Raw genomic sequence first — 21,761 nt, forward strand, 5'->3', positions numbered from 1 at the left:
AATAAAGCTAATTATTCTATCACAAATTTATCTAAAAACTTGAAAAGTAATTCTTTTAACTGAGGAATACAATTTTTAGCATCAGAGATAATTCTATCCGGATTTATATTTTCTTCTAAAATTTCTTTTTTATATGTTTCTACCCACTGATTTATCATATTTTCATCAACTTCTATATGGAATTGAAATCCAACAGCTTTGTTATAAACAAATCCTTGTTCATAGTTTTCGTTTTTAAAAACTCTTTCCGCTCCCTTTGGCAAATCAAAAGTATCACCGTGCCATTGAAATGCTTTAAAAGTTTTAGGAAAATTGGAAAACAAAGGATTATCTGAAACTTTTTCTATATCAAAAAATCCTATTTCTTTTCCTTTTTCTCCCTTATAAACCTTTTCTCCCAAAACTTTTGCTAACATCTGACAACCTAAACATATTCCAAGTAAAGGTATATCTTTTTTTAAAGCTTCTTCCATGATTTTAAATTCATAGCTTAAAAATGGATACAAATTATCTTCATAAGCTCCCATATAACCACCTAAAACAACAACTAAGTTGTAATTTTCCAAAGGCTCTTTTAAAACTTGACCTTCTGCTGTATCGACGTAATCTATTTTAAAATTTTTTGATTTTAAATAACTTTCTATAAGTCCTAAGTGTTCAATTTTTACATGTCTTATAGCAAGAGTCTTTTTCATCTTAACCTCCTTTTTACAACTCAAATCCTCTTTCTCCATGGATAGCTTCGTCAAGTCCCAACGTTTCTTCATCAGCAGAAACTCTCGCACCTTTTGTTATAAAGGATACAACGAAAAATAAGATAGCCGTTGTTATAGCTGTGTATAGAATAACAACAAAAATACCACCAAGCTGAACCAAAACCTGAGAGAAATTACCAAAAAATAACCCTTTCCCTCCCGGATTGATAGAAGGATTTGCAAATAATCCGGTTGCCAATGTTCCCCATATACCATTTAGTCCATGAACACCAAAAACATCAAGAGAATCATCGTATTTTAACTTATTCTTTAACCAAAATACACCAACAAAACCTATAATTCCGGCAACAGCTCCAATGATTATACTTCCAAACATTCCGACGTATCCGGCTGCTGGTGTAATAGCAACAAGACCTGATACCGCACCAGAAGCAACTCCAAGCAATGTTGGTTTTTTAAACTTAAACCACTCTGTAAACATCCAAGACAAAGCACCAACAGCAGCTGCCGTATTTGTATTCAAAAAAGCGTAAGTAGCAAGTCCATCAGCTTTTAATGCACTACCTGCGTTAAATCCAAACCATCCAAACCACAGTAAAGCTGCTCCTAAGGTAGTAAGAACTACTGAAGAAGGAACTATAGCTTTTTTACCATAATCTCTTCTTCTTCCCAATAAGATAGCCAAAACAAGTCCAGCAATTCCGGATGCTGTTTCAATCGCTAATCCACCAGCAAAATCCAGTATTCCGACTTTTGATAAAAATCCACCACCCCATTCCCAATGGGCAATAGGTGAATATACGAAAGTAACCCATAAAACAATAAAAATAAGCCAAAACTCAAATTTTACCCTTTCGATTATAGACCCACTTATCAAAGCAACAGTTATAGCAGCAAAAGTTAGCTGAAACAAAACAAAAACTAAAACAGGAATACGACTATCCGGTAAAATATCGTTTATATTTATCCCTAATAAAAAAGCGTGCTCCAAACTTCCAAATATTCCAAAAATATCCGAACCAAAGGCTATAGAGTAACCCCAAAAAATCCAAATCAAAGAAGTTATACAAAAAGCTAAAAAACTCATCGCTATGGTGTTTAAAATATTTTTTGACCTTGACATTCCACCATAAAAGATGGCAAGTCCTGCCGGAGTCATAAGCATAACCAATGCTGTTGCAACAAGCATCCATGCTGTATTACCACTATCAATTTTTGATGATTCCTCAGCAAAACTAAATAAAGGTAAAAATACAAAAGGCAAAAATCTTCTCAACCTAAAAAACCTCCAAACTGTTAGATTAATCAAGCTCTAAAAAGCAATTTTTATGCCAAATTTTAAATCTTTGATAAAATTGACTTTAAAAAATTAAATCTTACAAACATTGCACAAATTTTCAGCAACTTTATTTTTATGCATTTTATAAAAATTTAAGTTATCATTATTAATAAAAACCGGAGGTTTACAATGATAAAACTACCTATGATAGTTGGAGGAAAAGAAATTTTTAAAGATGAAATTATTGAGGTTTTGTATCCATACAATCAGCAAGTAATCGGACAAGCACCAAAAGGCTCCGTAGAAGATGTCTATCAAGCAGTAGAAAAAGCAAAAATAGGTCTTTCAAAACTAAAAAAATTAACAGCTTATGAAAAGTATAAAATACTGATGAAAGTAGCAGACCTTCTTGAAAAGAGAAAAGAAGAGTTTGCAAAGACAATAACACTGGAAACCGGAAAAACCATAAAAGAGTCAAGGATAGAAGTGGAAAGAGCTATAAACACAATCACATTTTCTGCAGAAGAAGCAAAGAGGATAGGTGGCGAGGTTGTTCATTTTGACGCATCTCCAAACGGAAAAGGAAAAAGAGGATACTACTTTAGAGTTCCGGCAGGTATCGTATCAGCTATTACACCTTTCAACTTTCCTGTCAACTTAACCGCCCATAAAATAGCTCCATCTATCGCAGCCGGATGTCCTTTTATACTAAAACCAAGTGAGAAAACACCTCTTTCTCCAACAATGCTATGTCAACTGTTTTTAGAAGCAGGAGTTCCGGAAGAAGCCGTATCAATCATTCCCGGATTTGCAGATGTAGGTCAAGCTATGACAACCCATCCGTATGTGAGAGTAGTATCCTTTACAGGTAGTTTAAAAGTCGGAGAAATAATAGCAAAACAAGCAGGACTTAAGAAAATAGTTATGGAGCTTGGTTCAAACTCCGCTGTTATAGTTGACCAAGACGCAAATCTTGAAGTTGCTGCCAAAAAATCGGTTTTAGGAGGATTTGCATTAGCCGGACAAGTTTGTATATCAGTCCAGAGAGTGTTAGTCCACGAAAAAGTAGCAGACCAATTTGAAAAACTACTAAAAGAAGAAGCATCAAAACTAAAATACGGAGACCCTATGGACGAAAACACAGATGTAGGACCAGTTATATCAATAAACGAAGTAGATAGAATACAAACATGGATATCAGAAGCGTTGGTAAAAGGAGCAAAAATAGAATTTGGAGGAGAAACACAAAAAACCTTAGTAAAACCAACCATAATATCAGATGTTCCGGAAGACTCAAAACTCTTCTACGAAGAAGCCTTTGCTCCGGTTGTTGCGGTAAAAAGATTTGAAAACATAGACCAAGCTATCTCTCTTGTAAACAAAACAAACTACGGATTACAAGTAGGAGTGTTTACAAACAACCTTAAAAACGCATGGAAAGTAATAGAAGAAGTAGATGTTGGAGGAGTGATGATAAACGATATTCCAACATTCAGAGCAGACAACATGCCCTATGGTGGTGTAAAAGGTAGCGGAATAGGAAGAGAAGGACCAAAATTTGCAATAGAAGACTACACAGAGATAAAAGTCGTTGCCTTTGACTTAAATGCATAAAAATTGTGCAACCAACCCTATGGTTTGCACAAAAAATATGCAACAAAGACAGATAAAATTAATGCTAAAATATTTAAAGAATTTGAATTTAAAACACTTTTAACAATTGGCATGAAAATTGAATATAAAAAATCCGGAGGTTTACAGAGATGAAAAAAGTTGAAGCGATTATTAAACCATTTAAACTTGACGAAGTAAAAGATGCATTAACAAACATAGGCATCTACGGTATGACAGTTTCCGAAGTTAAAGGATTTGGAAGACAAAAAGGTCATACGGAACTCTACAGAGGAGCGGAGTATGTGATAGACTTTCTACCAAAACTAAAGATAGAAGTGGTAGTAGATGACCAACAAGTGGAAAAGGTGGTGGAAGCAATAATGCAAGCAGCCAGAACCGGAAGAATAGGAGATGGAAAAATCTTTATAATCCCAATAGACGATGTAATAAGAATAAGAACCGGAGAAAGAGGACCAGAAGCAGTATAAAAATTTATATTATACAGGAGGTTTAACGATGATACAGTGTCAAACACCAGATGATGTTATGCGTGTTATATCTGAAAAAGGTATAACATTTATCGACTTTAAGTTTTCAGACCCGTTTGGTCAGTGGCAACACCTAACTATCCCTACTCACGAGTTTAGCCTTTCATCATTTGAAGAAGGTATTCCTTTTGACGGCTCATCTATAAGAGGTTGGAAAGGTATTCAAGAATCGGACATGCTCCTAATTCCAGACCCTAAATCTGCATTTATAGACCCATTTATCGATGAACCAACATTATCCCTAATCTGTGATGTTGTGGACCCTATCACAAAAGAACCATACTCAAGAGATTCAAGACAGATAGCCAAAAAAGCCCTTGAATTTTTAAGGTCAACAGGAATAGGAGATATTGCATACTTTGGACCAGAAGCAGAGTTTTTCATCTTTGATGATATCAGATTTGGAAGTGGACCAAACCACGCATTCTACCAAATAGACTCGGAAGAAGGTTGGTGGAATACAGGCAGAGACGAAAATCCAAACCTTGGATACAAAATACCATACAAAAGAGGATACTTCCCTGTTTCTCCATTAGACAAAACTCACCACATCAGAATGGAAATGGTTAAAACCCTTGAAGAAGTAGGAATAACTGTTGAAAGAGAGCACCACGAAGTTGCAACAGCAGGACAAGGAGAGATTAACTTTAGATTTTCAGACATAATAGGCTCTGGTGATAATATACAAAAATACAAGTACGTACTGAGAAACGTAGGATTTAGATATGGAAAATTTGTAACATTTATGCCAAAACCATTAGCCGGAGATAACGGTTCAGGTATGCATGTTCACTTCTCAATATGGTCAAAAGGTAATAACCTTTTTGCAGGAAATGGATACGCCGGATTATCTGAAATAGCATTGTATGCAATAGGTGGAATTATAAAACACGCAAAAGCTATATGTGCATTTTCAAACCCTACAACAAACTCTTACCACAGACTTGTACCCGGATTTGAAGCACCTGTAAGACTTGCATACTCTGCAAGAAACAGGTCTGCTGCGATAAGAATACCTGTTGGTACAGAATCTCCAAAAGCAAAAAGAATAGAAGTAAGATTTCCAGATGCATCATCTAACCCATACTTAACATTCACAGCTATTTTAATGGCTGCAATAGATGGTATAGAAAACAAAATTCATCCGGGAGAACCTTTAGATAAAGATATATACTCACTTCCACCGGAAGAGCTTGCAAATGTCCCACAAACACCAGGCTCACTACAAGAAGCTATAGATTCTCTAAAAGCAGATAAAGAGTTTTTACTAAAAGGTGGTGTAATGGACGAAGACTTTATAAACATGTGGATTGAAACGAAACAAGCTGAAGTTGATGCAATTAGATTAGTACCACATCCAAAAGAGTTTGAACTTTACTTTGATGTATAAAACAAAAAGGGGCTTTAAAGCCCCTTCTTTATTCTACTGTTTTCCAAATTTTTCTTTAATACGAAAGTAACCTTTTCTTAAACTACTTTTTAAGTTTTGATACTTTCTTTGAAATCTGTTTGGTCTTTTGTAAGTTTGGTAAGGACTTGGTTCTCTGTAAAAAAGTTTATAAACAGCAGGAAGAATAAGTAAAGTCAACATAGTTGAAGTGAATATACCACCTATAACAACAGTTGCTATAGGTTTTTGAGTTTCCGAACCCACATCACTTGTAATGAGTATAGGAACCAATCCCAAAGATGCAGCTGTTGCTGTTATAAGTATAGGTCTTAATCTTAGTTTTGTTGCTATCTCTATGGCTTTATCTATACCTTTTCCTTCTTCCAACATCTGCCTGATGTATGAGATAAGTACAACACCGTTTAGTGTAGCTATACCAAATACAGCTATAAAACCTATAGCAGCCGGAACAGAAAGGTTAAATCCGGAGATGTAAAGAGCAACTATACCACCGATAACAGCAAAAGGAACGTTTAACATAACTATCAAACTATCTTTTACAGAGTTGTAGTTTATATACAAGATTATAAAAATTAGAAAGATTACTATTGGAATAACGATAGAAAGTTTTTTCATAGCTCTTTCTTGGTTTTCAAACTGACCAGCAAATTGAATATAATAACCTTCCGGAAGCTTTACAGAGCTATTTATATTCTGTCTAAGTTCATTGATAAAACTTCCTAAATCTCTACCTTTTAGGTTTGCTTGAACTAAAGCGTACCTTTGACCATTTTCATGTCTAATTTTGAAAAATCCTTCAGAAATCTCTATATCAACAACTTGTGATAAAGTTACAATTTTATTTTCAGTACTTAAAATCGGAATATTTAAAAATCTTTCAATATCGTTTATGTCTTTATCTGGAATCTTCATTATAATGGGGTAAGATATAAGTCCTTCCCTTAGGTTGTTTACTTCTATACCTGCTATAGCCTCTTCTATTATTTTAAGTAGTTGTTCAACTGTTAAGTTGAATTTAGCCAGCTGGTCTCTTTTAGGAAAGATTTTTAGCTGTAGCTTACCTTTTGAAACTTCCATTTCAACATCAATTGAGCCGGGGGTTTTCTTAACTACACTTTCTATCTGATTTCCTATCTCATTTAAAACTTCCAAATCATCACCAAAAACCTTGATTGCAACGGTTGATTTTACTCCCGATAAAAGCTCATCTATCCTCATCTGAATTGGCTGTGTAAAGCTAAACTTTGCACCCGGTAACTCTTCTAACTTTTTCCTTAAAGCATCTTCCAACTGAGATTTTTCTTTAAACGTTTTCCATTCGTTGTATGGTTTTAGTGTTATAAAAGTTTCCATGTAGTTTATATCTTCCGGGTCACTCTTTTCAGCTCTACCTATCAATGTAAAAGCATCTTTCACTTCTGGAAAAGATTTTGCAGTTTTTTCCACGAAAGATGCAACATTTTTAGATTCTTCTCTTGTAATGTTAGGGTCAAGGTAAGTTTTAACCAGTAATGCCCCTTCATCTAAAACCGGAGCAAACTCTGTCCCTATCCTTGTTAAAAGCCCTATGGATATCAAAAACGCAACCACAACCGATGCTATAACAGCTTTTGAGTATTTTAAGGTAAACCTTAGAATCTGTTGGTATTTGTCTGTAATGAATTTCATAATCTTAGTTTCTTCTTCTTTTTCCGCCTTTATAAAGTAGTATGCAAGTACAGGCATAAACACGAAAGCAACAAACAACGATGCAAATAAAGCAAATATGATGGTGGTTGCAAGAGGTTTGTAGTACTTTCCTTCCACAGATTCAAAACTGAATATAGGTATAAATACCATAGCTATTACAAAAACTGCGAAAACAACAGGTCTAAAAACTTCTTTTACAGATAAGGACAGTACTTCCAACTTTCCGGATTTTGACTTTGAAAATTCAAGATTGTGATGTAGATGCCTGTAAACATTTTCTATAACAACGACGGAAGCATCGGCAAACAGACCCATACCTATTGCAAGTCCAGCAAAAGACATCAAGTTCCCTGAAATACCAGCTTGTTTCATAAACACAAATGCAATCAAAAGGGTTATAGGAATTGAGACTACTACAACCAAAGCTGTTCTAAAATTACCTAAATAAAAAATCATAGCCAAGGTAACTAAAACTATACCTTCTATTAACGCTTTTTCTACTGTATGTATGGCTTTGTCTATAAGGTATGCTTGGTCGTAGATAACTTTTAAATTTACACCTTCCGGTAAAACCTTGTTAACATCCTGTAATTTTTTATAAACGTTTGCTATAACTTCTTTTGTGTTTGTAAATGTTCTTTTTACAACTATATTTCCTTGGCTTTCTTCTCCGTTTAAAGAGAAAATTCCTCTTCTACCTGGTACTTCTCCTACCTCAACATCCGCTATATCCGATACTTTTATGTAAAAACCATCAGCCGATTTAACGGTGATATTCTTTATGTCATCTACACTTTTTATAAAGCCTATTCCTCTTAAAACCAAATCTCTTCCGTTTATTATCCCATAACCACCACCTGCTACTCCAGCACCTTCCTTTAACTGTTGAATGAGGTCGTTTAAGGATAGGTTGTAGGCTATCATTTTGTTATAGTCAGGTCTTATAAGGTAAGCTTTATCTGGTCCCCATTCCATTATATCTTCAACTCCATCAACAGACTTTAACAAAGGTCTGACTTTCCACCTTTCAATACTTTTCAACTCACTAAGTGTGTACTTATCACTATCAAGTACGTAAAACATAACGAAACTAAGACCTGAAGCATTTGGACCTAAAACAGGTTTATAGTTTTGGTCCAGTATAGATTCAACTTCGTTTAACTTCTCCATAACCAATCTTCTTGCAAAGAAAATATCCACTCCATCTTTAAAAAAGACTGTAACCTGTGATAATCCAGCTATGGATACACTTCTTACACCTGTTACATCTTTAATTCCTGACATTACAGTTTCAACTTTTTTGGTTATTAATGATTCAACCTCTTCAGCAGACAAACCTGGAGCTTCTGTGTATATGTTTACTTGAATAGGAGTTGGGTCTGGAAATGTATCAACAGGAAGAGTTTTGTAAGAGTAAAAACCAAATCCAACTATAAAAATCAAAGATATTAATACTAATATCCTATTTGATAGGATAAAATTTATCATTTTTCTTCCTCCAACAGTTCCTTTTTAAGTAGGTTTACTCCGGAAACAACAACTTCTTCTCCTTCTTTTAAGCCACTTAAAACATTCACTTTATCATCTGCACTTTTACCTAAAACAACATTCCTGAGTTTGTATACGCCATTTTCTTTAACTATTACGTAGTTTTTGTATGAACTTACTATAACAGCTGCTTTTGGTACTACAAATCCGGATTCTTGGATTTTTAGGAATCTTACATTAACAAACATGTTTGGTTTTAGTGTATATCCTGAATTTTTTACTATAACCCTTACTTCATTCCTTCTCGTTTGAGGGTTTAACTGGTAATCAATTAAGATTACTTTTCCCTTAAACTCCTGATTATCTTGACTTACTATAATCGCATCGTCGTTTAGTTTTATATTTTTCACTTTTTCAGGTGGAACCTGAGTTATAACTAAAACTTCACTTAAATCAGCTATCTTCCCTATCTCCTTTCCTACACTTACAGAAGAACCTACAAAAGCGGAAATATCCAAAACAACACCAGAAACTTTTGATGTTATCAGAAGTTTTCCATTTTTTACATTTCCGTAGGATAACAATGTTTTCTCCAAAGCTTTTAAGTTTGCAACAGCATTTTCGTACTCTACTTTTGAAGAAAAGTATCTTGAATAAGGAATAACCTCTTCTTTGTAAAGGAGTTGGTCTCTGTCTAATATGTTTTTAGTTGTTTGAACTTTAACTTTTGCAACTTCTATCTGAGACAGTATTTGATTTATTTCCGGAGATACAACAGTAGCAACAACTTGACCTTTCTTCACAAAACTTCCTTTCTTTACAAATAAAGCATCTATCACACCTTCAACAGGAGAAGATATTAAAACAGTTTTTGTTGGGTCTTCTATAACAACACCCGGATACTCTTCTTTATCGTAAACATCTTCTTTTTTAATTTGGATAGTCTTGATACCAAACTTTTTTTCTACCTCTGGATTTAGTTTAACTTCTTTCCCATAAGAATAGAAAAAACTAACTAAAACTATAAACAAAACAAATTTTTTAATCATATTTGACCTCCTATCTTTATGTATTCAGAGTAATTTTTATGAAGTGCATCTAACAGCTCAAGCTTGTACTTCAATGTTTGGAAATAATCGTTTTTTATACTTGTTAGCTCAAACAAAGTAATTACTTTAAGTTTATAACTTTTTTCCGCCAGTTGAAGCTGTTTTTCCAAAGTCGGAAAAACTTCTTTATCAATTTTAAAAAGTTGCTGTTTTAGGCTTTCTTGAGTTTTATAAATTGATTCATACTTTAGCTGTAATTTTTGAACTGTGTACTGAACAAGGTTTTCATACTGTAATTTTTTATTCCTTATACTAACAAGCTCACCAGTGTATCTATAGAAAACAGGAAGTGTTGCAGATACAAAAAATCCTGATTCGTAGATATTCTTACTTGCTTCCTTCGTAATAAATCCAACAGAAATTTGAGGTTTAGCTAAGGCTTTAAAGTAGCCTTCTTGAGAGGAAAGTACCTCCTGACTTTTCAGATAAAATTTAACTTCCGGATTTTTACTAAAATCAATTTGACTTATAGACCTAACATCGTAAAAATCACCTTCAACATCTAAAACATCAAACCCTACAAAAGAAGACAACCTTTTTAAAGATTCTACATAATCAGCTTGAGATTTTTCATAGTTTATTTTTGCGATACTGTAATCTTTCTCAGACCTCAAAAAATCTACCTTTGATATCTCTCCAAGGTCATAGGTCTTTTTCACAAAATCATATATATTTTTAGAAAATTCAAGCTCCTGTTTTGCTACATTTAAAACTTCCTTTTTGTACAAACTTTCATAAAATAGCTTATAAACCTCAGATTTATACTCATTTATAAACATCTCAAAGTTGTACTTTGCACTCTCAACGACACCCATCGCTTCCTTAACTTTATAACTTCTGATTCCGTACAAGTACAAAGGTTGAGATATAGAAAACTCCGTTAAGTTGAAAGAGCTACTACCTTTTGATATTAACCTACCAAACTCAGTGTAAACTTGAGGATTTTGCAAACTTCTTGCTTTTAGTAGTTCACCTTCAAAACTCCTCACCTCGTACTCTTTACTCTTTACCAAGTCATTTTCCAAAGCCTTAGACAAAACATCATCAAAACTCTCAGCATACACAAAGGAAAATGACATAAAAATTGTAAGAATGTACTTTTTCATAAAAATCCTCCTGTAAAAATGGTATTGGTTTAAATTTATAGAACTTTAGAAGTTTTAGCTACGGGGAGGTTTAAAGGGTTTAGATGAAAATAAATCACGATTCTTAGTAAAAACTCCGAAAAAATTCTGATTATACAAAGGGTACTTTAAGGAATTTTCATTGTTAAACAAAATTTTTATATCAGTGTCATTTTCAATCTGGTCAAGAGATTCATGTTCACACATTAAATAACAAGCTGTATCATTATAAGCATTATAATCTTTACTTACCTGAGCAAAAAGAGTTGAAAACATAACCAAAAAGATAAACAAAAACTTGAAAATTCCCATACTCATATTATATCACAATCTTAGTTTTTACTTATGAATTTTTGTAAACAAAATTTTTAAAATTTTCTAAAAGTTTTAATCCGGATTTTTGGCTTTTTTCCGGATGGAACTGAACAGCCCACACGTTGTCTATTTCTACAGCAGAACAAAAATCTATACCGTAATCTGTTGTAGAAGCTATCACACTTTTGTCATCTGGATTTGCATAGTAAGAGTGGACAAAGTAGAAAAACTCTCCATCTTTTATAGATTCAAACATCTTGGAAGGTTTTTTTAACCAAACTTGATTCCAACCCATATGGGGAATTTTAATAGGTAGTTTCTCATCAAACCTCACTACGCTTCCTTTTATGATGCCAAGACCTTCGTGTTGTCCAAACTCATAACCATATTCAAAAAGTATCTGAAGACCAAGACAGATACCAAGGTACGGTTTTCCACATTTTATTAACTCAACAATCTTTTCTTTCAATCCAAGTCTTTCAAGGTTGTGAATTGCATCTCCAAAGGCTCCAACTCCGGGAACAACAATAGCATCAGCACAATCCAAGTCTTTTGGATTAAAAGTCCTTTTCACTTGAAATCCCACTTTTTCAAGGGCTTTTTCTACACTTCTTAGATTTCCCATTCCATAATCAACAAGAGCTATCATTTATCCCTCTATGTTTGATTTTAACTCTATCACCAAATTTTTTAGTCCTTCAAAATCTTTTTTTCCTTGGAGTTTTACTATCGCACTTCCTACTATTACTCCATCTGCTATCTGGGAAATTATCTTTGCATGCTCTCCTTTTGAAACACCAAAACCTACAGCAACCTTTTTGTCCGTTATTTTTCTTATTTGAGATATCTTTTCTCTCAACTCTTCCCAAGGTAAAGTTTGTCTTTCTCCGGTTATTCCGGTTAATGAAACGTAGTATATAAAATCATCACTCATTTTAGATACAAGATTTATCCTTTTCTCATCAGAAGTAGGGGCAAGAAGGAATACAACAGATAAACCAAGCTTATTTGCTATCTTCTTAAAGTTTTCTCCTTCTTCAGGTGGTAAATCTGGAACTATAAAACCATCTATTCCATTTTCTTTTGCCATTTTACAAAAGTTTTCTTCACCAGCTTTGAATATTGGATTGTAGTAGGTCATCGCTATTAAAGGTGTATTTGGATACTTTTGTTTTATTGTTTTTGTTATTTCAAACACTTTTAAAGGTGTGATTCCATCTTTTACAGCCTTTTCGTGGGCTATCTGTATGGTTACCCCATCTGCAACAGGGTCTGAAAAAGGAAATCCTACCTCTAAAATATCTGCTCCGTTTTCTATCAAAGTGAAAGCTGTTTTTACACTGTCTTCAATAGAAGGATATCCACCCATAAAATAACAGATAAGTGGCTTTTTCTTTTGAAAGGTTTCCTTAATCAAGGTTTACTCCTTAACTTTTTTAAATATCTCTACTATAAGGTTGTCTATACCCGTTCCTTCTTTTGATGATACTAAAAAAATTTCATTACCTTCATCTAAGTCTAAAATTTCTTTTATAATTTTTTTTGCTTTCGCTTTTTCACTTTGATTTAGTTTATCAATCTTTGTTCCAACAACTATGTATGGTTTTTCAAAACTTTCCAGCCACTGTTTCATAAGAATATCAAGATTAGTTGGAGGGTACCTCGTGTCAACAAGCATAATTATTAGTTTAAGATTTTCCCTATTTAATAGGTAATTCTCTATCATCTTTTGCCAGTTTAACCTTTCTTTTTGAGATACAGATGCAAAACCGTACCCTGGAAGGTCTACAAAGTATATTTCATCGTTAAGGGTGAAAAAGTTTATTAGTCTTGTTTTTCCCGGTGTTGAGCTTACTTTTGCTATTGACCTTTTAAAGATTGCATTGATTAATGAGGACTTTCCTACGTTTGACCTTCCAACTATCGCTACCTCCGGTTTATCCGGAGGTGGATAATCTTCTGGTTTAACTGCACTTTTTAGAAATTTAACATTTTTTATACTCATCTTTAACTTGCTTTTTCATAAACGTAAATTGGTGGTTTGTTTTTCAAAACTACATCTTTGTCTATAACAACCCTTTTCAACGTTTTTTGATTTGGAGCTTCATACATAACTTCTAACATAATATCTTCTATTATGGCTCTTAAACCTCTTGCACCGGTTTTTCTTTTTATAGCTTCTCTTGCTATCTCTCTTAGTGCGTCTTCAGTAAATTCAAGGTCTATTCCATCTACTGATAACAACGCTTGGTATTGTTTTACAAGGGCATTTTTTGGCTCCGTTAAAACTCTAACAAGCATATCTTCATCAAGTTCTTTTAAGGTTGCTACAACAGGTATTCTTCCTAAAAACTCTGGAATCAGTCCGTACTTTATCAGGTCTTCCGGTTGGACTTGGTCCAATAAATCTCCTTCTTCTTTTTTGCTTTTTATCTCAGCTCCAAAACCGATGGATTTTTTACCAAGTCTTTGTCTTATTATATCTTCCAAACCGACAAACGCCCCACCAAGAATAAAAAGGATATTAGTGGTATCTAACTGAATAAACTCTTGATGAGGATGTTTTCTACCTCCTTGAGGTGGAACGTTTGCAATGGTTCCTTCAAGGATTTTTAAAAGTGCTTGTTGAACACCTTCTCCGGATACATCTCTTGTGATTGATGGATTTTCTCCGGATTTTTTAGCTATCTTATCCACTTCATCTATGTATATGATTCCTTTTTCTGCCGCTTCTACGTCGTAATCTGCATTTTGAAGAAGTCTTGCTAAAATACTTTCTACGTCTTCTCCTACGTATCCAGCTTCTGTTATGTTCGTAGCATCTGCAATAGCAAACGGTACGTTGAGTATTCTTGCCAATGTTCTTGCAAGTAATGTTTTTCCGGAACCTGTAGGACCTATAAGTAAGATATTACTTTTTTCAACTTCTACACCACTGTTTTTGAATAAATCTTTTTGGTATATCCTTTTGTAGTGGTTGTACACTGCAACGGATAGTATTTTTTTTGCTTTTTCTTGACCTATAACGTACTCATCAAGTTTTGCCTTTATTTCAGCAGGTGTAGGAAGGTCAGCTACTTTTTCAAACTTCTTATTCTCAAACTCCTGTTTTACTATATCTGCAAGTCTTTCTACACAACTATCACAAACGAATATTCCATTTGGACCTTCTACCATAACCTCAGCTTGATTTTCCGGTTTACCACAAAATGAACATTTTCTCATTTACTTATCTTCACCTCTTTTGTATATTACTTTATCTATAAGACCGTACTCTTTTGCTTCTTCTGCTGACATAAAGTAGTCTCTTTCCGTATCTGCTTCTATCTTTTCTATTGGTTGTCCTGTATGTTTTGCCAAGTATTCGTTTAGCATTCTTTTTAATCTTAAAATTTCTCTTGCATGGATTTCTATATCGGTAGCTTGACCTTGAAATCCTCCAAGTGGTTGGTGAATCATTATTCTTGCGTTAGGTAAAGAGTACCTTTTTCCTTTTGCACCAGCTGAAAGTAAAAATGCTCCCATTGAAGCTGCTTGTCCCATACAAATTGTAACAACATCCGGTTTTATGTAGTTCATAGTGTCGTATATTGCCAATCCGGCTGTCACAACACCACCAGGAGAGTTTATGTACATGTATATATCTTTTTCTGGGTCTTCCGCTTCTAAGAACAGTAACTGAGCAACAATAAGATTTGCTACATGGTCATCTATAGGAGTTCCCAGTAGAATGATTCTATCCTTTAAAAGTCTAGAGTAGATATCGTATGCTCTTTCACCTCTTGGTGTTTGTTCTATAACTATTGGGACTAACTGATTTAAAATTTTATCCATTTTGCTCCTCTTCTTGTTTTTCTTCTTGTTTTTCAACTTCTTTAATATTTGCCTTTTGTGTTATTATGTCAAGAGCTTTTTGTCTTAAAATATCACTTTTAATACCTTCAATTAAATTTCTTTCCTTTAAGTAATCATTAAACTCTATTGGTGTCATGTTGTAATTTTTAGCCAATCTTTCAATTTCTCTATCGAGCTCTTCATCTGAAACAGTTAGTCCTTCCTTCTCTGCTATCTTCGTTAAGACAAACATAACTCTTATATTGTTGATTGCTGTTTTTGTTAAACCTTCCCTTGCTGCTTCCAACATATCTCTGTTTGGATTGATACCATAAGCTTGTAATTGTTGAGCGTACCTTTGAGCTAAGTTTTGTAACTCCAATTCCAACAAAGATGTTGGGACAGGGAAATCGTACTCTGAAGCTATTTTATCTAATATTTTTTGCTGAGCTTCCAATTTTTTAATGTTTTCTACTTGTTTTTGGAGTTCTTCTTTTATTTTATTTTTTGCTTCTTCAACATTCTCTCCAAGCCCTATTTTCTTAACAAATTCATCGTTAAACTCCGGAATAACCTTCTTCTTAACTTCCAATATCTCTATCTCAACTTTTGCTTTTCCTATCTCTTCTCCTTTTTCGTTGTAAAGAGGAATGTTTTCAAGCTCTACTTTGTCCGATACCTTTTTACCTTTTATTGCGTCTTCTATCTCTTTTCTCAAAGTTCCAGAACCGATAATAACTTCAAATTCATCCTCTTCCTCTTCTCCTTTTTCAGAGATGATATGGTACTTAATCTTTACTAAATCTCCTTCTTCAACTTCTTTATCTTCTTTTTTATACTCTGCATGTTTCTCTAAGAGATTGTTGATATACTTTTGGACATCTTCATCTTTTACTTCTAACTTTGTAATTTCCACTTCCATTCCTTCGTAAGGTTTTAGTTCAAAATCCGGAGCTATTTCGAAACTTACTTTAAAAACTATCTTCTGGTCGTTTTCTAATTTGATATCTCCAAAGTAAATTTCCTGAGTAACAGGTTTTAGATTCTGATTTTCCAATATCTCAGGTAAAAATCTGTTGACATAGTTTCTTACAACTTCTTCCTGAATTTCGTTTTTATACTTTGCCTTAATTATATTTTTGGGGACATTACCTTTCCTAAATCCGGGAACATTTGCGTACTTTGATAGTTCCTTAACAACCTCTTCTACAAGGTTTTTAATTTTCTCACCTTCATCTTCAATAGTTAATGTTCTGACTAATTCATTTGCTTCTACAACTACGTTCATCTACTCTCTCCTTACATTTTTTTCAAATTTAAATTTTAATTATATCATACCTTTCAAATTTTTAACTTGCATATTTTTTATGCAATAGTATTTAAAAAATTTAAAATTTATCATATAATATATTTTTCATTTTAAAATTAAAATTCTTAGCAAGGAGGTTTTTTTACCATGGGCAGTATTAGCCCGACGAAAATTTTTAAGAAAAAAACTTTTAAGGAGGAAAGAAAATGGAAAAAACCCTCGGACTGCATATCATAGCGGACCTTTACGGAGTAGATTTTGAAAAAATCGACCATGTAGAAGACGTAAAAGCACTTTTGGAAGGAGCTGTCAAATACGCAAATCTTAGTAAGTTATCATCTCATTTCCATCAATTTAATCCTCACGGGGCAACAGGAGTAATTCTCTTAGAAGAATCTCACATATCTATCCATACATGGCCTGAGCATGGTTATGCTGCTATTGATGTTTACACCTGCGGAGGAAAAGAGAAAACCTTTAAAGCTATGGAATACATCATCAAAGTCTTAAAACCAAAAAGGGTTGATGAAAAGATAGCTGAGAGAGGAGTAGTTCCGGTAGAGCCGGAAGGTGTAAACATAGAAAGATGGCAGTTAGCAGCCAGCCTGTAATCTGATGTAAAACATAGATACCCTGTTTGTAAAGATGTAGTATTATGTTTGTATGAAAACTTTTAGGGGGTATTCTATGTTAAACGAAAATTTGATGAAACTTTTAAATGATTTAACACCATCTGTTTTTGCTACGGTGTCAGATGGTAAACCTTACCTTGCATTTGTAAGTTGGCTCGTTGCAAAGGATGAAAACACTATAAGAGTAGCTTTGAGTAAGAATTCTAAATCTGTTGAAAACGTAAAGGTAAATCCGGAGGTAGCGATTTCTGTTTTCGGACCTGAGATAGCAGCCACAATTTATGGAAAAGCACAGATAATAAAAGATGCTATAGAAGATATTCCATTTCCGGTTTCTGTTTTAGAAGTTAAGGTTGAAAATGTTATCGATAATCTATTTCCGGGAGCTACCGTAAAAGGAACTATTCCATTCGAGCATACAGGAAACGTCCAAAAAGCCTTAGAGTTGGATGAAAAGGTTTTGAAAGCGTTAAAAAGTTAGTAAAAAGGCGGAAATTTTCCGCCTTAATTTTCTAAATTAATCAACTCTTTTATCTTTAAGATAGATATAGCTGTGTTTAATTTTAAGTCTAATAAACTGTAATCTGATTTTTTCTTTTCACTAAAAGATGTTAAAAAATCTTGAAAATTAACTTCCGATAAAGAAAATTTTTTATAACTGTTTTTAAAATCATCTTCGTAAACCTGTTTTGTTTCTATAAACACTTTTAATTTTTTTAATTTATACTGGTAGTCTACGTACAATGAAACTATTGTACTTTTTAAGTTGTTTAATAATTGTAATTTTTGTTCTTGTTGGGATACTAAAAATAATTTTCTTTCAAGGACTACCTGTTCTTGTCCTAACGTTCTCCAAAACGGAAAGTTTAGATTAAGATTTATACCTGCTGAAAAAGCATCCTGAAATCTTTCTTTAGATTTATATGTTATACCTAAGGAGACATCCGGATAGTAAATCTCTTTTGCAAGTTTATAAGAAAGTCTATCTTTTTTTAAGTTTTCCTCTAAGTTTTTCACTAAAGGACTTGATTCTTCCGCTTCTCTAAGAACTTTTTCAAGAATTAAATTCTCTTCAATGTTAATCTCATCTACTTCGACATCTTTTATATCGTAATTAACAAGCTCTTTTATTTTTGATATCAATTTCTCCACTTGGTTTTGATAATCCAACTTTTCTACTTCCAAATCGGTATTAAGTATTTTAAGTTTATTAATCTCGTACTGATTTGTTTTAAATTTTAAAAGGTTGTTAATATCATTTTGGTACTTTTCTATAAGGTTTATCTTATCTCTGTAAACTTTTATTTGGTAGGCGTTTTCTTTTATCTGCCGGATTAACTTATTTTTTTCTATTTGATAGATATAAAAGTAAGCTCTGTAGTTTTGCTTCTCTATCTCTTTTGATAACTCCAACTTTTCATACCAAGGAACATACTGCCTCATTGATAGATTTATTCCACTGTTGTAAGACAATGAAAAAGAAGGGTTTGGAAGTTTTTTCGCTACTTCCGATTTTTCTTTTAGTACTGGAAGTTCTTTTTCAATCTTTTTAAGTTGTGGATTATGCTTTAATGCCAAATCGATAAGCTCATCCAAACTCTCTCCAAAAGAAAATTTCAGTGCTAAAAGTGTAAAAATTAAGATTCTTACCATCTTATAACTCTCCAATATGGATAATTATAACATTTTTCCTATTGAACCACTACTATGATACACTATTTTAATAATCGTTTATTTTTGTTTGGAGTTTTGTGTTATGAAAAAGTTTACTATAATTGCTGGACCTTGTGTTATAGAAAGTAGAGAGTTATGTTTTGAAGTTGCTGAAGTTTTAAAATCCTTACAGGAAAAACATCCGGATGTAAGATTCGTTTTTAAATCTTCTTTTGATAAGGCAAATAGAAGTAGTATAGAGTCTTTTAGAGGTAGAGGACTTGAATGGGGATTGTCAGTTTTGAGTGAAGTTAAAGAAAAGTATGGTTTACCTGTTTTAACCGATATTCATGAAAGTTATCAAGCAAAACCTGTAGGAGAGGTTGTAGATATTATTCAAATTCCTGCTTTTTTGTGTAGACAAACAGACTTGCTTTTAGCAGCGGCTCAGACAAAAAGAGAGATAAATGTAAAGAAAGGTCAGTTTTTAGCACCTTGGGATACACAGAATATAGTAGAAAAATTAAAGTTTGGTGGTGCTACCGAAATATACCTTACAGAAAGGGGAACAACCTTTGGATACAACAACCTTGTTGTTGATTTTAGAGGATTAAAAATTATGAGACAGTACGCTCCTGTTATATTTGATGCTACCCATAGTGTCCAGATTCCGGGAGGACTTGGAAAGGCATCATCGGGACAGAGAGAGTTTGCTTACCCTTTGGCAAAAGCTGCAGTATCTGTAGGAGTCGATGGATTGTTTTTTGAGACCCATCCTAATCCGGATAAAGCTTTATCGGACGGTCCTAACCAGATTCCTTTAAATGAGTTTCCAAAAATGGTTGAAAATCTTTTGAAATTAAAGGCTTTCGTAGAAGAAAATGGTATTTAAACTTTTCTTACTTTTGGCTGTTTTTGTATTTTCTTGCGGAGTGAAGGGAAATCCAAAACCACCACCATCTTTCGTTCCGGCTGAAGTTGAAGATATACATGTAAAACAGTATGATGATAGTCCTTTGATATACTTTTCCTATGAAAAAAAGTATAGAGATGGTAATCCTATTAATGAGAATGTAAATTTTGTTTTTTATAGAAACGAAAAAAAGATAAATCCTATCCTTTATTCTAAAGATAACCTATACTGGTTTTTTGATACTTTTGAGGATAAAGAAAACTGTTATAAAGTGGTTGTAAAAACAAAGAAAAAAGAAAGTTTGCCGTCAAAAGTTGTATGTATTAAAAAAATTGAGGTTCCAAAAGTAGTTTTAAATCCACCGAAGATAGAAATTGTAGAAGATGGACTGAAAATAAACTTTTACGTAGAAAATCAAGTAAACTTATACAGAGTTTATAACCAAGATGAGTTTTTACCAATACCTTACGTATCTTCAAAAAATTTTTACGTAGATAAAGATGTAGAGCTTGATAAAAAGTACTGTTATTACTATACAGTTTCAATTACAAAATTTTCTGAAACTCAAAAATCTCCAACTGTATGTGAAGTTTTTAAGGATATTTTTCCACCTTTACCACCGGAAAAAGGAAGAATAATCGTTGATAAAAACGAAGCTACCATCGTGTGGGAAGAAAGTAAATCAAAAGATGTGGTAGGATATTTAATATACAAAAATGATAAACCATTAAACAGTGTTCCAATAAAAACGTACTACTTTATTGACAAAGATTATAAACCATCTGATGTTTATAAAGTTGTTGCCGTAGATAAAGGGTCAAATAAAAGTAAGGAGCTTGTAATAAAAAATGAGTAAAGTTGTTAAGATTCAAAAGGTTGTTTACGGTGGACACGGACTTGCAAAGGAAGATAAAGTTTACTTCGTTCCTTACACATTACCTGAAGAAGAGGTAGAGATACAGGTAATTGAAGAAAAGAAAGATTACTCAGTAGCAAAACCTGTAAAAATTGTAAAGCCTTCCGTTTTTAGACAAGAAGCACCTTGCAAATACTACACTGTCTGTGGAGGTTGTGATTTTCAGCATATACTTTACGAAAAACAGATTGAAATAAAGAAAGAAATATTGAAAGACCAACTTTTAAGGATTGGAAAAATTGATACTGAGATAAAAGATGTTTATCCTTCAAATCCTTTTAATTACAGAAACAAAGCTCAGTTTAAATTTGATGGTAAAAACTTTGGTTTTTATAAACACAATTCTCACGAAATAGTTGACGTTGATTACTGTTATCTTTTAAAAGAGGATTTAAATCAAACTATTCAGCCTTTGAAAAAGTTTTTACTTAAATACGCTTTAAATGTATCTCAAATCGTAGTTTTTTCAAACTATAAAGATGAAAAACTTATAAAGTTTGAATTTACCGATGATTCTCAAATAGTAAATGTAATTCCGGATTTAAATATATATAAAGACGAAATAGATAAAAAAATAAAAGGAGTAGGATTTTACTCAAAAAACAAAAGGCATCTGCTTTTAGGTGAAGATGTTGTTTTTGAAGTTGTGGATAGATACAAATACCGTGTAAGTATGGATAGTTTTTTTCAGGTGAATATTTATCAAGTCAAAAACTTGATAGATATAGTTGTATCTTATGTGGAAGGTTATAAAAAGGTTGTGGATTTTTACTGTGGTGTAGGAACTCTTACCATTCCTATCGCTTTTCATGTTAAAGATGTCCTTGGAATAGAAGCAAACGAAGAAGCGGTTAAAGATGCAAAAGCAAACGTAAAACACAACAACCTAAAAAATTTAAAATTTTTAAAAGGGAAGACGGACAAAGGTCTAAAATATGCAAAAGATTTTAAGCCGGATTTGATAGTTTTAGACCCACCACGAAGTGGTCTAAATAAAAAAATAGTAAAAGAGATATCTTCAATAGAATCTGTCAAAAGAGTTGTATACGTATCTTGTAATCCTTCAACTTTAGCAAGAGATTTAAAGGATTTTCAAGAATCCGGATTTAAAGTAAACAAAATATCAATGATAGATATGTTTCCACAGACCCATCACATAGAAAGTGTGTCTGTTTTAGATAAAATTTAGAATTTAAATACATATATAAGAA

20 protein-coding genes are annotated in these 21,761 nt (G+C 33.1%); 8 read left to right on the forward strand and 12 right to left on the reverse strand.

The genetic code is table 11. From position 1 onward, the window contains the following. Positions 1 to 11: 11 nt before the first annotated feature. A complete protein-coding gene (locus tag NE054_RS00380; RefSeq protein WP_297887026.1) occupies positions 12 to 695 on the reverse strand; it encodes a gamma-glutamyl-gamma-aminobutyrate hydrolase family protein in 684 nt (227 codons plus the stop codon). A gap of 13 nt (positions 696 to 708) precedes the next feature. Next, positions 709 to 1,992, reverse strand: coding sequence for an ammonium transporter (locus NE054_RS00385; protein WP_297887027.1), 1,284 nt, complete (start codon positions 1,990 to 1,992; stop codon positions 709 to 711). 192 nt (positions 1,993 to 2,184) lie between these two features. Between NE054_RS00385 and NE054_RS00390 the strand changes: the two genes are divergently transcribed. The 3 genes from NE054_RS00390 to glnA all read left to right on the forward strand — a co-directional run bounded on the left by NE054_RS00390 (position 2,185) and on the right by glnA (position 5,547). Beyond that, positions 2,185 to 3,609: an aldehyde dehydrogenase family protein gene (locus NE054_RS00390; protein ID WP_297887028.1), complete on the forward strand. Its 1,425-nt coding sequence runs from the start codon at positions 2,185 to 2,187 to the stop codon at positions 3,607 to 3,609. A gap of 149 nt (positions 3,610 to 3,758) precedes the next feature. Next, complete coding sequence (locus tag NE054_RS00395; RefSeq protein WP_297887029.1) at positions 3,759 to 4,097, forward strand: P-II family nitrogen regulator; 339 nt, start codon at positions 3,759 to 3,761, stop codon at positions 4,095 to 4,097. Between the two features lie 28 nt (positions 4,098 to 4,125). Next, the gene (gene glnA, locus NE054_RS00400; RefSeq protein WP_297887030.1) at positions 4,126 to 5,547 is read left to right on the forward strand and encodes a type I glutamate--ammonia ligase; all 1,422 of its coding nucleotides are present in this window, start codon (positions 4,126 to 4,128) and stop codon (positions 5,545 to 5,547) included. Between the two features lie 33 nt (positions 5,548 to 5,580). On the opposite strand, the gene NE054_RS00405 is transcribed toward glnA, so the two are convergent. From NE054_RS00405 to tig, 9 genes are all read right to left on the reverse strand, one after another. Continuing rightward, the gene (locus tag NE054_RS00405) at positions 5,581 to 8,745 is read right to left on the reverse strand and encodes a CusA/CzcA family heavy metal efflux RND transporter (protein ID WP_297887032.1); all 3,165 of its coding nucleotides are present in this window, start codon (positions 8,743 to 8,745) and stop codon (positions 5,581 to 5,583) included. After that, complete coding sequence (locus tag NE054_RS00410) at positions 8,742 to 9,794, reverse strand: efflux RND transporter periplasmic adaptor subunit (protein ID WP_297887034.1); 1,053 nt, start codon at positions 9,792 to 9,794, stop codon at positions 8,742 to 8,744. The genes NE054_RS00405 and NE054_RS00410 overlap by 4 nt, the downstream gene beginning before the upstream one ends. Then, on the reverse strand, positions 9,791 to 10,960 hold the full coding sequence (locus NE054_RS00415; protein WP_297887036.1) for a TolC family protein: 1,170 nt from the start codon (positions 10,958 to 10,960) through the stop codon (positions 9,791 to 9,793). The genes NE054_RS00410 and NE054_RS00415 overlap by 4 nt, the downstream gene beginning before the upstream one ends. Before the next feature lie 361 nt (positions 10,961 to 11,321). Then, complete coding sequence (hisH, locus tag NE054_RS00420) at positions 11,322 to 11,942, reverse strand: imidazole glycerol phosphate synthase subunit HisH (protein ID WP_297887038.1); 621 nt, start codon at positions 11,940 to 11,942, stop codon at positions 11,322 to 11,324. Beyond that, a complete protein-coding gene (trpA, locus tag NE054_RS00425) occupies positions 11,943 to 12,710 on the reverse strand; it encodes a tryptophan synthase subunit alpha (RefSeq protein ID WP_297887040.1) in 768 nt (255 codons plus the stop codon). It lies immediately after the preceding gene. Positions 12,711 to 12,713: 3 nt separating this feature from the next. Further along, positions 12,714 to 13,298, reverse strand: coding sequence for a ribosome biogenesis GTP-binding protein YihA/YsxC (gene yihA / locus NE054_RS00430; RefSeq protein WP_297887042.1), 585 nt, complete (start codon positions 13,296 to 13,298; stop codon positions 12,714 to 12,716). A 2-nt stretch (positions 13,299 to 13,300) separates the two neighbouring features. Next, entirely contained in the window at positions 13,301 to 14,518 is a 1,218-nt protein-coding gene (gene clpX / locus NE054_RS00435; RefSeq protein ID WP_297887044.1) for an ATP-dependent Clp protease ATP-binding subunit ClpX, read from the reverse strand. After that, positions 14,519 to 15,127 carry an ATP-dependent Clp endopeptidase proteolytic subunit ClpP gene (clpP, locus tag NE054_RS00440; RefSeq protein ID WP_297887046.1) on the reverse strand — a complete coding sequence of 203 codons (609 nt, stop codon included), beginning with the start codon at positions 15,125 to 15,127 and terminating at the stop codon, positions 14,519 to 14,521. It lies immediately after the preceding gene. Beyond that, on the reverse strand, positions 15,120 to 16,415 hold the full coding sequence (gene tig / locus NE054_RS00445) for a trigger factor (protein WP_297887048.1): 1,296 nt from the start codon (positions 16,413 to 16,415) through the stop codon (positions 15,120 to 15,122). Before tig ends, clpP begins: the two co-directional genes overlap by 8 nt. A 227-nt stretch (positions 16,416 to 16,642) precedes the next feature. On the opposite strand from tig, the gene speD reads away from it, so the two are divergent. Both speD and NE054_RS00455 read left to right on the forward strand, forming a co-directional pair. Further along, positions 16,643 to 17,047: an adenosylmethionine decarboxylase gene (gene speD, locus NE054_RS00450; protein ID WP_297887050.1), complete on the forward strand. Its 405-nt coding sequence runs from the start codon at positions 16,643 to 16,645 to the stop codon at positions 17,045 to 17,047. 76 nt (positions 17,048 to 17,123) lie between these two features. Next, on the forward strand, positions 17,124 to 17,549 hold the full coding sequence (locus NE054_RS00455; RefSeq protein WP_297887052.1) for a pyridoxamine 5'-phosphate oxidase family protein: 426 nt from the start codon (positions 17,124 to 17,126) through the stop codon (positions 17,547 to 17,549). Between the two features lie 23 nt (positions 17,550 to 17,572). Here the strand turns inward: NE054_RS00455 and NE054_RS00460 are convergent, their stop codons facing one another. Continuing rightward, positions 17,573 to 18,721 (reverse strand): TolC family protein, encoded by a 1,149-nt coding sequence (locus NE054_RS00460; protein ID WP_297887054.1) that lies wholly within the window; start codon positions 18,719 to 18,721, stop codon positions 17,573 to 17,575. A gap of 103 nt (positions 18,722 to 18,824) precedes the next feature. Between NE054_RS00460 and kdsA the strand changes: the two genes are divergently transcribed. The 3 genes from kdsA to rlmD are packed head-to-tail and all read left to right on the forward strand — an operon-like array spanning position 18,825 to position 21,739. Further along, positions 18,825 to 19,613 carry a 3-deoxy-8-phosphooctulonate synthase gene (kdsA, locus tag NE054_RS00465; RefSeq protein WP_297887056.1) on the forward strand — a complete coding sequence of 263 codons (789 nt, stop codon included), beginning with the start codon at positions 18,825 to 18,827 and terminating at the stop codon, positions 19,611 to 19,613. Next, positions 19,603 to 20,490 carry a hypothetical protein gene (locus tag NE054_RS00470; protein ID WP_297887058.1) on the forward strand — a complete coding sequence of 296 codons (888 nt, stop codon included), beginning with the start codon at positions 19,603 to 19,605 and terminating at the stop codon, positions 20,488 to 20,490. The genes kdsA and NE054_RS00470 overlap by 11 nt, the downstream gene beginning before the upstream one ends. Next, positions 20,483 to 21,739, forward strand: coding sequence for a 23S rRNA (uracil(1939)-C(5))-methyltransferase RlmD (gene rlmD, locus NE054_RS00475; protein ID WP_297887060.1), 1,257 nt, complete (start codon positions 20,483 to 20,485; stop codon positions 21,737 to 21,739). The genes NE054_RS00470 and rlmD overlap by 8 nt, the downstream gene beginning before the upstream one ends. Positions 21,740 to 21,761: the final 22 nt, after the last annotated feature.

Source organism: Sulfurihydrogenibium sp. (assembly GCF_027448985.1).
Classification (GTDB): Bacteria; Aquificota; Aquificia; order Aquificales; family Hydrogenothermaceae; genus Sulfurihydrogenibium.

Bases quoted from the DNA above. Each gene is read 5' to 3' on its own strand.
- NE054_RS00390 (WP_297887028.1), top strand. From the start codon at position 2,185: ATGATAAAACTACCTATGATAGTTGGAGGAAAAGAAATTTTTAAAGAT.
- NE054_RS00380 (WP_297887026.1), bottom strand. From the start codon at position 695: ATGAAAAAGACTCTTGCTATAAGACATGTAAAAATTGAACACTTAGGA.
- NE054_RS00460 (WP_297887054.1), bottom strand. From the start codon at position 18,721: ATGGTAAGAATCTTAATTTTTACACTTTTAGCACTGAAATTTTCTTTT.
- hisH (WP_297887038.1), bottom strand. From the start codon at position 11,942: ATGATAGCTCTTGTTGATTATGGAATGGGAAATCTAAGAAGTGTAGAA.
- NE054_RS00395 (WP_297887029.1), top strand. From the start codon at position 3,759: ATGAAAAAAGTTGAAGCGATTATTAAACCATTTAAACTTGACGAAGTA.
- rlmD (WP_297887060.1), top strand. From the start codon at position 20,483: ATGAGTAAAGTTGTTAAGATTCAAAAGGTTGTTTACGGTGGACACGGA.
- NE054_RS00455 (WP_297887052.1), top strand. From the start codon at position 17,124: ATGTTAAACGAAAATTTGATGAAACTTTTAAATGATTTAACACCATCT.
- clpP (WP_297887046.1), bottom strand. From the start codon at position 15,127: ATGGATAAAATTTTAAATCAGTTAGTCCCAATAGTTATAGAACAAACA.
- NE054_RS00415 (WP_297887036.1), bottom strand. From the start codon at position 10,960: ATGAAAAAGTACATTCTTACAATTTTTATGTCATTTTCCTTTGTGTAT.
- speD (WP_297887050.1), top strand. From the start codon at position 16,643: ATGGAAAAAACCCTCGGACTGCATATCATAGCGGACCTTTACGGAGTA.
- NE054_RS00410 (WP_297887034.1), bottom strand. From the start codon at position 9,794: ATGATTAAAAAATTTGTTTTGTTTATAGTTTTAGTTAGTTTTTTCTAT.
- yihA (WP_297887042.1), bottom strand. From the start codon at position 13,298: ATGAGTATAAAAAATGTTAAATTTCTAAAAAGTGCAGTTAAACCAGAA.
- glnA (WP_297887030.1), top strand. From the start codon at position 4,126: ATGATACAGTGTCAAACACCAGATGATGTTATGCGTGTTATATCTGAA.
- kdsA (WP_297887056.1), top strand. From the start codon at position 18,825: ATGAAAAAGTTTACTATAATTGCTGGACCTTGTGTTATAGAAAGTAGA.
- tig (WP_297887048.1), bottom strand. From the start codon at position 16,415: ATGAACGTAGTTGTAGAAGCAAATGAATTAGTCAGAACATTAACTATT.
- clpX (WP_297887044.1), bottom strand. From the start codon at position 14,518: ATGAGAAAATGTTCATTTTGTGGTAAACCGGAAAATCAAGCTGAGGTT.
- NE054_RS00405 (WP_297887032.1), bottom strand. From the start codon at position 8,745: ATGATAAATTTTATCCTATCAAATAGGATATTAGTATTAATATCTTTG.
- NE054_RS00470 (WP_297887058.1), top strand. From the start codon at position 19,603: ATGGTATTTAAACTTTTCTTACTTTTGGCTGTTTTTGTATTTTCTTGC.